10 protein-coding genes are annotated in these 12,739 nt (G+C 60.3%); 2 read left to right on the forward strand and 8 right to left on the reverse strand.

The annotated features are described in order from the left end of the window. Positions 1-700: 700 nt before the first annotated feature. From OKW39_RS18565 to OKW39_RS18580, 4 genes are all read right to left on the reverse strand, one after another. Positions 701-1,783 carry a maleylacetate reductase gene (locus OKW39_RS18565; protein WP_429332993.1) on the reverse strand — a complete coding sequence of 361 codons (1,083 nt, stop codon included), beginning with the start codon at positions 1,781-1,783 and terminating at the stop codon, positions 701-703. Between the two features lie 164 nt (positions 1,784-1,947). Next, a complete protein-coding gene (locus OKW39_RS18570) occupies positions 1,948-2,742 on the reverse strand; it encodes an alpha/beta fold hydrolase (protein WP_429563212.1) in 795 nt (264 codons plus the stop codon). Between the two features lie 45 nt (positions 2,743-2,787). Then, positions 2,788-3,744, reverse strand: coding sequence for a hydroxyquinol 1,2-dioxygenase (locus OKW39_RS18575; protein ID WP_429563213.1), 957 nt, complete (start codon positions 3,742-3,744; stop codon positions 2,788-2,790). 167 nt (positions 3,745-3,911) lie between these two features. Further along, positions 3,912-4,889, reverse strand: a complete 978-nt coding sequence (locus OKW39_RS18580; RefSeq protein ID WP_429563214.1) for a LysR family transcriptional regulator — start codon at positions 4,887-4,889, stop codon at positions 3,912-3,914. A 316-nt stretch (positions 4,890-5,205) separates the two neighbouring features. Here OKW39_RS18580 and OKW39_RS18585 point away from each other — a divergent pair, with 316 nt between their 5' ends. Together OKW39_RS18585 and OKW39_RS18590 are read left to right on the forward strand one after the other, a co-directional pair. Continuing rightward, positions 5,206-6,414, forward strand: a complete 1,209-nt coding sequence (locus OKW39_RS18585; RefSeq protein ID WP_429332989.1) for an FAD-dependent oxidoreductase — start codon at positions 5,206-5,208, stop codon at positions 6,412-6,414. A gap of 341 nt (positions 6,415-6,755) precedes the next feature. Beyond that, positions 6,756-7,994: a PucR family transcriptional regulator gene (locus tag OKW39_RS18590; protein ID WP_429332988.1), complete on the forward strand. Its 1,239-nt coding sequence runs from the start codon at positions 6,756-6,758 to the stop codon at positions 7,992-7,994. A 20-nt stretch (positions 7,995-8,014) separates the two neighbouring features. Here the strand turns inward: OKW39_RS18590 and OKW39_RS18595 are convergent, their stop codons facing one another. The 4 genes from OKW39_RS18595 to OKW39_RS18610 form a co-directional block, all read right to left on the reverse strand. Continuing rightward, the gene (locus OKW39_RS18595; RefSeq protein ID WP_429332987.1) at positions 8,015-8,968 is read right to left on the reverse strand and encodes a 3-hydroxyacyl-CoA dehydrogenase NAD-binding domain-containing protein; all 954 of its coding nucleotides are present in this window, start codon (positions 8,966-8,968) and stop codon (positions 8,015-8,017) included. A gap of 90 nt (positions 8,969-9,058) precedes the next feature. After that, on the reverse strand, positions 9,059-10,210 hold the full coding sequence (locus OKW39_RS18600) for an acyl-CoA dehydrogenase family protein (RefSeq protein WP_429563215.1): 1,152 nt from the start codon (positions 10,208-10,210) through the stop codon (positions 9,059-9,061). A gap of 55 nt (positions 10,211-10,265) precedes the next feature. Continuing rightward, entirely contained in the window at positions 10,266-11,012 is a 747-nt protein-coding gene (locus OKW39_RS18605) for an acetoacetate decarboxylase (RefSeq protein WP_429563216.1), read from the reverse strand. 93 nt (positions 11,013-11,105) lie between these two features. Further along, the gene (locus tag OKW39_RS18610; protein WP_429332984.1) at positions 11,106-12,332 is read right to left on the reverse strand and encodes a CaiB/BaiF CoA transferase family protein; all 1,227 of its coding nucleotides are present in this window, start codon (positions 12,330-12,332) and stop codon (positions 11,106-11,108) included. Between the last annotated feature and the right edge of the window lie 407 nt (positions 12,333-12,739).

Consider the following 12,739-nt stretch of genomic DNA (forward strand, 5'->3'; position numbering starts at 1 on the left):
CCCTTGGCACAGATGCCATCCTGACGATTCATCAATCAGCGGACTCTATGGAAACCGGCATGATCCAAGGCCCCCTCGGTCGGCTCTCTGACATCGTGGTGTGACGGTTAAGTCGGCCATTGAACTCGTAGCTTCGGTCTCTGCGAGCGCAGTCGTAGCTGGTATGCACTCGGCAGTTGCAGGATTGGAAATGAACGCTGAAGGGAAGTCCTTGCGTCGGCTGATCGAAAAGTGGCTGGCGCCCACTCCTACCTATCCGGTCCGCCTGACGCGATACGGTCGCGCGAAGCCGAATCAAAGTCGCTTCGTGCTCGTGCAGGCCTCTGGATCGGCGACGCCCATCGCGATTTACTTCTTCCAGCACGATGACGGTGCGTGGTGGGTGTTCCCGCCAGCCCCAAAATGCCCCGCAATGCATGTGTAACCATAACGGGGGTGTCTCCCTCCAGCGCACGAAGTGTCGCGGATCCTGTCGGATGCGCGATCGCAGATGGTGTTAAACGTGAACAGCCGTCCAGCGACCTGGATCACTCCTTGGCCTGAGACTCGAACACTTTTCATTCCGCGAGATCAGTCGTGCTTGAGCGGTCCAACGAGCACAGTCAATGCATAGCGGTCGATGAACGAGAGCGGAATCATCAGGGCTGCCGGCGCGCAAATCTGGCTTCCGAGTCGCGCGTCGTGTCCGGGCATCCAGCGGCTAATGCGCGACGGTTGAGGCGCGAGGGCGACGGCCGTAATATGCGTCCTCTAGCAGTGCGTGAATGGCTTCGTATTGCAGCGGCCGTGGATTCGGGTAAGGCGCAGCAAGGACGGCATCGGCTACGCGGTCAAGGTCGGCGAAATGCATCCCCAAGGTCTCGAGCGAAGTCGGCACATGGAGACGCACGGCTAGATCGAACAAACCCTGTGCGGCATCGTCGACCGCCAGCGCCCCGGCAACGCGCGCCATCGCCTGAGGAGTTGCTAAGGCGTTGTACGCGGCCGCATGTGGCAGGATGACTGTGTGTGTCTCAGCATGCGGAAGGTTAAACATGCCGCCAAGCGTATGGCAAAGCTTGTGATGGAGTGCCACCGAGGTAGCCGCAAGCACCGAGCCTGCGAGCCATGCGCCATAAAGGCATTCGGTTCGCGCATCGAGGTTCTCAGGATTATCGGCAACGCGTGGCAGGCCTCGCGCGAGACTGCGGATCCCTTCTTCAGCCATCATCGAAGTGATGGGGTTCGCGTTGGCCGCATAGAGCGCTTCGACGCAATGCGCGATTGCATTGATACCGCTCGTCGCGCTCATCCGGACGGGCAAAGTGAGTGTCAAGAAGGGGTCATAGATAACAGTGCGCGGCAAGACTTTGAGAGAGCGTCCCGTCTTCTTCTCGCCGTTTTCGGTGATGCCGTAGATCGGCGTCATTTCAGAGCCCGCGTAAGTCGTCGGAATGGCGATAATCGGGATGCTGGACTCCAGCGCGATAGCCTTTCCCACGCCGATCGTAGAGCCCCCGCCGATCGCTACGATGCAGTCTGCGCCGATCCGGTTCGCGTATTCGCGAGCTTCGCGTGCCACCTCTATGGGTACATGCATGACAGCTTTCGGAAACACGCCTGCGCATTGCCCAGAAAGCCGCGAGGCAACGTCCTCGGCCAAACCTGATTGCTCGGGCGTGGAGATCAATAACGCGCGGCTGACTTGCAGCTCGCGAAATTCCTGGGAAAGCTGGTCGAGACTGCCAGCGCCGAAAACAACGCGCCCGGGAAGCGCCGAGTAAGTAAATGATGGTTGGAACATCTGAGGTCCATGTGAATCGTAGCGGCGGTCTTGGGCGACTTGTTGTTCGCCTGCGATGGCGGAGCGGTTGATTCGTCGAGCTGCGTAGCCTGCTCACGGCCGCGCCACGGTCCGCTTCGCCGCATGAGGGCGGCGAAGCGGAGGTGCTTATGCGCGTGATGCTGTTACGCGTGTGCCACGGCCGCCGGAACTTCCGCGTCGCCAGTGGCTGTTCCGACGTATCGCTCAAGCTCGGAGAGCGTTGCTGCCGGTGTTTCGATCATCGGGTAATGCCCGGCACCACGCAACACCTGTAACTTCGCATGGCGATACCATTGCAGGGTCGTCTCGCGAGCGGCCGCTTCCGTGCAGTTGGGATCGTATTCGCCCACCAGTACCAGGATAGGCGTGTCGAGTTGCTGCACTTCGGCGTGGACGTCGGTCCGACTGGCGTCGAGCGCGTAGCTCGCGAGCGCGGACCCGTCAATCTCTTCCCACGTCTGGGCGACGAGCGCACGCGCCACTCCGGATCCGTAACGGTTCCCGGTGCCGCCAGCCACTAGCGCTTCACGCTTCTCGTGCGACGCCGCCAATGCCTGCATGAAGGCGAGCCTTTGCGGATCGCCATTCGCGCCTTTCGCACTCAGTCCCGCTATCGAAACGATTGCATCGACGCGGTCTGGCAACGCAACTGCGAGCATTTGGGCGGAAAGCGCACCAAGCGAATGACCTGCCACCGCGAATTTGTCCCAGCCGAGAAACTCGACGAGTCTCACTGCATCGATCACCACCTCGCGCAGCGTCATCAGTCCCGGCTCGGCTCGCGCATTGCCGTAGCCGCGATATTCGGCCACAGCGTACTGAAATGCGCTGAGATCGGCATAGCGCAGCATGTCGTCAAAGGAGTCGCGTGTGCCAATCAAGCCAGGGAACAACAGCACCTTGCGCGGCCCGTGGCCGAAGAGCTTGAACGATTTCACAGTGTCCTCCCCGCCACGTTGGTTTCACTTACACGGTTATGCTGATCAGACATGGATGGGATCCTCCACTTGCATCAGCGCGCGCAGTTCTTCGTGGGAAATGTCGAATTGCGGGGAAATTTTCAGCTCGGTGCCGAGCTGGGATTCCTCTTCGTCCATCTTGAAGCCGAGCGATTTCGTCGCCTCGAACATCACGCCACCCGGCGTGCGCACGTAAATCGACTCGAAGTAACCACGATTTTTTCGATCGGAGAAATCGGTGAAGCCCATGCCTTCCGTGTCGAACTTGACGCGGGCCTGTGCGTCGTAGTTCGGCACGTCGAACGCCCCGTGATGGATGATGCCTTCCGCGAGCGTCCACATTCCTTGGCGCATGTCGGGTTCATGCAGAATGTCGATGCGGCGTCCGGCGCCGCCCGCACCTGCTTCATAGCGCGTGTACTTGCCATCGCTCATCGTCGGGCGGAAATACCACGCGTTTTTCAGGAAGACATCCATGTCCTCGAACTCGCGTACTATCGCCGTCCAGTTGTGAAAGCCACGGACTGCATATTGCTCGGGCACATACTCCGATTTCCATGGCTTGCGGTTGTCGGTCGGATCCTCGACGACTTCGAAGTCGATCCCGGCATGCACGACGCGCAGATACTTTTCACCGAAGCGCTCTGACTCCTCGACGACTTTGACGTCATTTTTGCCAAAATGCTCGCGCCAGAAGTCGATCGAACCTGCCGGGATCGAATAGGCGATCGCAGTAAACTGACCCGAACCCTTGCGGCCCGAGAGGCCTGTGCGGCGCATCGGGAACGTCGTCATGACGGTGCCCGGGGTGCCATCGGCATCGCTGAAATAGAGGTGATAGATGGGAATACTTCCGTCATAGAACAACGTACGCTTAATGAATCGCTGCCCAATCACCTTGACGAAAAAATCCACGTCGCCTTGTGCAGTCGACGTGCACAGCGTGATGTGATGGAGTCCTTGAATCAGCCCGTTTCCCATTGTGTCTCCTCATCAGAAAAGAGCCCGGTTGGCGGCAGTCAACGGTGTATGTGCCGGCGGGCTTGTAGGGCAGTATGGAGGGCGGGGGCGCCGATAACCATCGTCACCTGGTAATGGAGCGAATGCAAAATCGGCATATAGCGCTAGCAAGGTGCGCTGCCAGCGCTTTACGGTTCCGAGGAATCGGCCGCCAATGTGCCTTCGGTCGGGGCCTCGTCGTCGCGCACCACCAGCGAATAGATCAGATCGCGAAACCACTTGTTGGCCGGATCTTTGTGAAAGCGTTCATGCCAAAACTGGCGTGCGACGAATCCGGGGATCGAGACCGGCAACTCGAGGATCTGTGCCTTCACCAGCTCTGCCAGCTGTTCGCCGGCGCGCCGTGGGAGCGTGAAAAGCGCATCGGAACTCGGCAGCGTCGTGAGCACGGCGAGAAAGTTCGGGAAGGTGACGGTGAAGTTGGCAGCAGAAACATTGTCCAGAAGAAAGCGTTCCAGTGCCTCGTAGCCGCTGGGCAGCGGGGCGACGAGCGCATGCGCCGCGGACAGATAGGCGTCTTGCGTCAGCGGACTTCGTAAAGTCGGATGCCCGGCGCGCACAAGACAAACATAGGTCTCGTTGAACAGACGCCGCTGGTAGAACGGCAGCCTGTTGATTGCGAAGCTGCCCATGGCGAGATCGACCTCGCCATCCTCCATCATTTCCTCGACCCCGTGCCGTGGGGCGAGTGTCGCCCTCACGCGAATGCCGGGTGCATGCTTCGCCAGATATTGCAGGAGCTTGGGCAGCAGGTATGCTGCGCCGAAATCCGTCGCCGCGAAGCTAAAGGTGCGCGCAGACGTGGCGGGATCGAACTCGCCAGGGCTTTCGAGTGCCTCCTGCATCAGTTGAATCATTGCGGCGATCTTCGGAGCGAGTTCGCGCGCACGGGGCGTCGGCGACATGCCGCCGGAAGTTCGCACGAATAGGGGATCCCCGAAATATTGCCGTAGCTTTGCAAGCGACTGGCTCATCAGCGGTTGACTCATGCCGACGCTATCGCCCGCCACTGTCACGCTGTTTTTTCGCATCACAGCGTCGAAAACGGCAAGCAACCGCAAGTCGAGCGGCGCGCCGATACCATTTTGCACCACGATCGGTTTCATCCTCACCTCCTCGCACTGGGAGGATCGTCGTATGCGCTCGCGCCAGCGTCAATCGGGAGCGACACCATAGGTGATCATGCCTGCACGCGCCGTTCATGCGGATTCGGAATGGCGCGAATGCGGTTTCTGGCGTGGACATCATGCAAGCGAGTCGCTACTTTGCAGGGGCAGCACACGATAGCCACGCGTCCTTGATGTCGCCGGGCTATGTCTTTACGCCCGCTCAACGGCACGCGTGCCATCGTGCCAGGACCTGATTTCTCAAACGGGCCGACATCGCTCGGCGGAACTCACCAACTTACAACCAAGAGGGAAGATGCGCAACGAAAAAAAAATCGCCATCATAGGTGCCGGCCCGGTCGGCTTGACCACAGCCCTCGGCCTCGCACGGCGTGATGTGCCCTGTGTCGTGTACGAGGCGGGTGAAACGGTTGGCCGCGAACAACGCGGTGCCGCGTTTCACCCGCCGACACTCGAGATGCTTCGTTCGCTCGGCGTCGAATCGGCTTTGATGGAGATGGGACTGCGCATTCCGGTGTGGCAGATGCGTGATCGTGTCGACGGCGTATATGCCGAGTTCAACCTTGGCTTGCTCGCCGACGTCACCGATTTCCCGTTCCGCTACCACTTGCCGCAGTACTATTTGTCGAATGTGCTCCTCGACGAGCTGCGTCGCCAGCCCAACGTGGAGTTGCGTTTTGGCGAAACGCTCCAATCGGTCGAGACTGACGGCAATTCGGCGCGTCTCATCGTTTCAAATGCGGCGGGTCAACGTGAGACGCACGTGCCTTGGGTGGTGGGCGCAGATGGGGCGCGAAGCACGGTCCGCAAGACGGGTGGGTTCACGTTCGACGGTTTTACGTGGCCCGAGAAGTTCCTCGTCACAAACGTACGCGGTTCCCTTGAGGACCTTGGTTACACGGGTACGGCCTATGTTTCTGATCCCGACGCATGGGCCGTCGTGCTCAAGCTCTATGACGAATCATGTGATGATCTCTGGCGCGTAGCCATGCCGGCCGATCCAGAGACAGACGACGACACGCTGCTCACCCCAGAGAACATACACGACCGCCTAAAGGAAGTGCTCGGCACAGACAAATCGTTCTCGCTTGTCTATTCGGGTACGTACCGGGTGCATCAACGGGTTGCAGACACGTTCGTCAAGGGGCGCATCCTGCTCGCCGGTGATGCCGCTCACATCAATAATCCAATCGGTGGTTTCGGGCTCAATGGCGGCATTCACGATGCGTGCAGCCTCGCGAACAGGCTGGCGGATGTGTGGCAAGGCAAGGCCGGACCGGAACTGCTGGAACTGTATTCGCGTCAGCGGCGTACCGTTGCCCTGGAAGTCGTGCAGAAGAACAGCATTCGCAACAAAAACCTGATGGAGGAACGTGACCCGGAAGTGCGCCGCCGCAATCAGAAGGCACTGCGCGACATCTCACTGGATACCCAGAAGAGCCGGCAGTATTTGATGGAGACGTCGATGATCAGTTCGATTCACCGCGCCGAGCAAGTCAATTGAGCTTGTCTGGCAAAGGGAAAACTGATCGGTGCCACTGGTGTATACCGGCAAGTGCGGAGTATCACCAGTCATGCTGATCGCTGCTTCGCCAACCTGTCCGCATGGATGCAATGCATGCGCCAGTTGACTTGGTGGCTAATGGTCTCGTTACGCTTGGGATTGAGCACCGGTTGAGCCGCAGTTGTCCCGTTTCCGTGAATCCGTGCGCCTCGGCTCGGCGCCCGGGTTCCCGAAGTTGGGCGACGCCTTGATCGAGTTCCGGCGTTTGCCTCCGCCCCGCGCGGTGCGTTTGCGCCCGATCACCTCGCAAGAAGCGTAATGAACCAAATGGAGAAGTAGCCATGCCCACGACCATCCCTGAAATCAGCAGCCGCTTACGGGAGAAGACAGTAGAGCTCGCGGCGGACCTGTCGCCAATCGTCGATCGCACATTTGCAATATTGACCCCGATCGACGGGTATCGCTCGCTCGCGCCTGCAGTAAAACGTGATGTGTCTGAGTCGGTCGGGCTAGCCGCCCGCGTGTGGTTCGAAGCGCTGCTATCCGGTGAACCCTTGTCCGCGCGCGACGCCGACGTTTTTCGAGAGATCGGGCGCAGGCGCGTGCATCAACGGGTTCCACTGCCTTTCACGCTTCACGCGGTGCGCATCGGCTTGCGCGAAATCTGGCGCACGCAGGTCGCATTGGGTGAAGCGGACGGGGAGCTTGCCAACGAACTACTCTTCAAGGTCTCACCGTTCCTGTTTGACTATTTCGATCTCGTCGCGCAGGCGATTGTTCAGGCTTATCTTGCCGAGCAGTACGACCAGGCGGGCTGGCGCGAATCGCTTCTGCATCAACTCTACAGCATCGTGTTTCATTCCCCCGGCGACGTGGAAGGGTTTCGGGCAACGGCGGAGGGGCTGGGTATGGACTTCGCGGCGCCACGTATCGCGCTTGCTATCGACACGGACGTCGTGGAGCACGGACTTGTCTCCAGAGAGGATGTGCTCGACCGTATCGTGTTGGCCGCAGCGCGCCACCTAAACACGGCGCCGGGCAATCTGGTGCGCGCCTGGCATCGCCAGCGGCTGATTCTCTGGGTGCCGTGCCCGCTGGGTGACTCGGTGAGCCGCGGCGACCGGCTGGTCACTCAGAGCGCGAAGGCGCTAGCGAGCGCATTGCCGCAGCTCCGCCACATCGGTATTGGCTTGATGAACGAAGGGCCGGCCGGCTGGGCGGCGTCGGTGGAGGAGGCGATGAGGGCGCTCGACTTCGCGAAAAATGACGGTGCTCGCGATCGCGTGCGCTCGTGGACGTCCATCGTAGTCGAAGAAGGCGCGCGTCGAGCAGACAACGCGCGACGGTACCTCGCCTCACTGCTGGATCAGCTGTCAAACGAGTCGGGCCTTCTCTCCACGCTCGAAACCTATTTCGCGAAAGGGCAGCGCCGCGGCAAGACGGCCGATGCATTAAACATCCATCCGAATACCTTGAACTACCGCATCGAACGTATTGAGGCGCTGCTGGGCGCGAGCCTCGACGACGTATCCTGGGTCGCGAAGCTCAACGTTGCGCTCCAGCTGCGCCATACGGCATAGAACGGAAATTGAAGGCTTGATTAACCGCTGGATGGCGGCTGCTCACCGCTTTGACGCAGCTGCAGCAGGCGCAGCAGCATCTGGTCGCGTTGCGCCTCAAGCTCGTCCACTGACTGGCCCGATGCTTCGCGACCTGCGCCCTCGACGATCATCTGCTGCACGCTGGGTGTCAGTTCAGGCGAACCCAGCACCTTCCACCATGCGGTCATCGGGCCGGTGAATTGATCGAGGAAGTGCTCGATACCGCCCTGTCCTCCACCGAGATGAAACAGCAAGGTCGGCCCCATCAATCCCCAGCGAAGGCCCGGACCCCAGCATACCGCGGCATCGGCGTCGGCCACGCTCACGACGCCTTCGGACACAAGATGGACTACCTCGCGCCACAGCGCCGCCTGCAGCCGGTTCGCGACATGGCCGGGCACTTCCTTGCGCAGGCGAATGGTGCGCTTGCCGAGCGACGTGTAGAAAGCCGTGACCTTGTTCACCGTGTCCTCTGACGTCCTCTCGCCGGAGACGATCTCGACGAGCGGGATGAGATGCGGCGGGTTGAAAGGATGCCCGATTACACAGCGTTCGGGATGCAACTTGCAGCCCGCCTGTATTTCGCTCATCGTGAGACCGGACGAGCTGGAGGCAATGGGCACGTCCGCGGGGAGGAGGGTGTCGAGCTGTTCGTAAAGCGTGCGCTTGAAGTCTATCCGCTCGGGACCGTTCTCCTGAACGAACCCGGCCCCCGTCACGGCCTGCTGCAAATCGCGCGTGAACGTGAGACGTGAGCGAGACGCGTGCGGAGCAAGGCCCAGCGCTTCAAGTGCCGGCCACGCAGCATCGATATATTGCTGTAATCGCTTCTCGGCGTCGGGTGCGACGTCGGTGGCGATGACGTCGAGTCCCTTCGCAAGAAACAGTGCGGCCCAGCTTGCGCCGATGACGCCTGTGCCGATTACCGCAACGCGATTGATTTGAGTCGTCATGGAAACACCTCTTGTAGTCAAATGCGCACCCGCGGTTACACGAACGCGCTGAAACCGGTAATCGCGCGCCCTACGATTAGCGAGTTCATCTCACCGCGTGCCCTCGTAGGAATAGAGCGCTTCGGCATCGGCGACGAAGCGGCCGACGTGATGGTCGAGCAGAATGCCGTTCGCGCCGAGGAGCTCGCGCGCCCAGCCAACCGTCTCGCGCATGCGCGTCGTACAGACGCCCTTGGCCATGGAGGCGTGCTCGTCCTGCATGATGCCTTCGTCCTGCAGTTGCGACAGCCGCAGACACAGCGCCTGGGTTGAGGTGATATTGCCGAGCATGCGGAACAGCAGATCCTGAATGAGCTGAAACCGGGCGATGGGGCGGCCGAACTGCTCGCGTTGTTGCGCATAGCGCAGCGCATGCTCGTATGCGCCTGTCGCGCAGCCAACCGATTCCCATGCCACCGCGGCACGTGTCATCTTTAGTACCTGCGCCGTGTCCTTGAATGAGTTCGCATTTTGCAGGCGATTGGCTTCGCTGACCTGACAGTCGGTAAGCGTGATCAGGCCGTTCTGCACGACGCGCAACGCCATCTTGTGCTGGATCTTGTCGACGTGGAAGCCAGGGGACTTGTTTTCAACGATGAAGCCCTTAACCTGATTGTCCGTGACGTCGCGCGCCCAGATGATCGTGAGATCGCCCCACGTGGCATTGCCGATCCATTTCTTCTGGCCGTTCAGGATCCACATGTCGCCTTCACGGCGAGCCGTTGTCGTCAGACCGCCCGCTGCGCCCGAGCCGACGTCGGGTTCTGTCAACCCGAATGAGCCGATCTTGTTCATCGCGGCCATCTCAGGCAGCCACTCGCGCTTTTGCTCCTCCGAGCCGCAGATCGCAATGGACCCCATCGCAAGCCCGGTGTGAACGCCGAAGAACGTTGAGATCGACGCATCTACTCTCGCAAGCTCCATCATGATGAAGCCCATCAACGTGGTGCTCTTTCCCGGGCAGCCGTAGCCCTTGATGGGCAACCCGGCGATACCCAATGCCTGGAATTTCGGCAACAGCTCGAACGGAAACTCGTCGCGGCTCCAGAAATCATTGATTATCGGCTGGACCTCCTGCTCCATGAACTTTCTCACTTTGAGCCGGAGCTGGTTGTCTTCGTCGGAGAGCGTTCTTGTCAGTTGGTAGAAGTCGCCGTTCGGTTCCGGAAAGGCGTGCGGTGCTGCTTTCGAAGAAGTGGTCATGACAGGCATTGGCAAAGGGTGGGCGGGTACCGCCGAGAGGCGAGTAAGACGGAATTCAAGCCGTGGCGTGCAGATAGTCGTGAACGACCTCGCCGTTGCCGAGCGAGAGGTCGGCAAGCACGTGCACGGCGGAGAGCACTTCAAGTACGGGAAGCTGCGATACCGGTGCGAAGCAGTGCGGATGCAGTTCGAGCGATGCAGGTCCTGCCCACGCGCCCTTGATGTTCAGATCGAACGCGCGGTAGCGGACCAGTTCGCACAAGCGCACCGAACCGTCCACATGCGGAATGATCTTCAGGAGGAAGCCGGGGCTTTCGATAGAATTCCTGACTGCGGCCACATCGAGCGCGTTGTATTTGTAGGCCATGGTCGCCGTCGCGACGCGTACGCCGTTATAGTCGAGCGTGCCGACGAGGCTGTCGTTGCGGATCTCGAGCTTTGGCGCGGCGAGCACCTTCGGAAAACCGAGAATCTCGCGTCCGGCCGCAATGCCCGGCAGATTGTCGAGGTACATCGCGTGCGTATAGCTGCCCGCTTCGCCATTGAACGTGACCGGAATCACCTGGCCGGACTCGGTATACGCGCCGAGTCCGCTCGAGTCGGGCATCCGGATGAACTCATATTTGACGATGGGCTCCGCCACCTTCAGCGGCGCGGGCACGACGCGTTCGAGTGCAGCAGGATCCGTGCGGTAGGTGATGATGATGAACTCGCGATCCACGAACCGGAACGGCGGCTTGGGGTAGGCCGGACTGGTCAGCGGCATGGCGAACGCGGATTCGAGTACTTCGTCTTGTGTCATCGGGAATCCCTTGTTTATGTGGCAGGGTGGAGGTGGAGGTCAATGTCCGACGCTTGCGCGCAGCGCAATAGATCTGCGAACTGACCGTGGGTCTCAGGATGCGACGTCTTTCGCGACGGCGCCCGACAACATCAGACCTCCCACCTCCGAGGCGGAGTATCCGAGCGACGCCAGAACGCCCTCACTGTGCTCGCCGAGGCGTGGCGCGCGCCGCGGCGATTCCTTCGACACGTCGGCTACCTGCAGCGGGCTTGCAACTGTGTACTGGGCGCCGACCTCCGGATCTTCAACAGGCAGAAAGACGCGGTTTGCATGCATCTGCGGATCATTGATGATCTCGCTCGCCACCTGTACAACCCCGTAGATGACGCGCGCTGCGTCGAATGTCTTTTTCCAGTCGGACAACGGCCGGCTTGCAAATACCGGATCGAGAATGCCGACGAGATCCGCGGCATGTTGCGCCCGCAACTGGGCGTCCGCGAAGCGCGGATCATCAAGCAGCCCAGGCAGGTGCATTGCGTTCGCGAACCCAGCCCAATCCTTCTCCTGTGCGGCAACGAGCAGCAGCCATCGCTTGTCGGCAGTGCAATACGGATTGAGGAGTGCGTTGGGTGGCGTTTTCCGGTTGTGCTGACCAAAGAAGCGCGCGCCATTGAGGCCGCCTTCGATCCACGCCGCGGCGGCCCATGCACCTTCCGCGATAAGCGATGTGCTCACGTGCGAGCCCTTGCCGGTTTTTTCCCGGCGATAGAGGCCCGTCACGATCGCGGAATACAGCGTGCTCGCCGTCGCGTGATCGCCGATGCCGGGAATGGGCAGCGTGGGTGGACTGTCCGCGTCGTGCGTCACTTCCATCAGGCCGGTACGCGCCCAGTAGGCAGTGATGTCGAAGCCCGGCCGGTCCGCTTCCGGACCTTCGGCACCGTAGCCGGTTATGTCGGCATAGATGAGGCGAGGATTGAGCGGGCCAACCTGCTCATAGGTGAGCCCGAGGCTCTGTTTGACCTTTGGCGGAAAGTTCGTAACGAGTACGTCGGCCCATTCGACGAGACGTGCGAGTACGTCGCGGGCGGCAGGATGCTTGAGGTCCAGGGCGACGCTACGCTTATTGCGGTTCGTGAGCTGCCAGGAGTAATTGCGCTCGCAGATGGGGTTCGGAGGCGTCGCGTAAAAGTAGCGGTATGGGTCACCATTTCCAGGCGGCTCAACCTTGATTACGTCCGCTCCGTAGTCCGAAAGGATCGTGGCTGCCGCCGGTCCGGCGATGTAGCTGGCAAGGTCGACGACCTTGAGGTCGGAAAAGATATTGCCTTGCTGCACGGTACGGTGCCTCCTTGAGCTGTGACTTCGTTAGGGAGACTGGAATGGTTCACCAGTCGTGTCGATTCAATTTATCCGGACCGCGCCCTTAAAGCATTGGGGAAACCCACGAATATGGTTAGGTGTTTCAACAGTTCAGTATCGTTCGGCGGCCATGTAAATTTGACGTCACTGAATTGAACCAACCGCGCAAGTGAAGTGGGTTGCCGGCCAGAGTCTCATGAACTACGCACAGGGATATCGGGGGTCACGTTCAGCTCTAGCGGGCTGTGACCGTCAACAGTGATGTTTTGTCTTTTCCACGATAACCCGTACGAGGAAGCTAGTGACGCATCGCATTGCATTGTTCATCGTCGTGCTGCTGGCGCTTTCCCTGCTAAGCGTGTCCATGCTTCTGTCGAGCGTGT

Origin of the sequence: Paraburkholderia sp. MM6662-R1 (assembly GCF_050436245.1) — a bacterium.
Lineage (GTDB): Bacteria > Pseudomonadota > Gammaproteobacteria > Burkholderiales > Burkholderiaceae > Paraburkholderia > Paraburkholderia tuberum.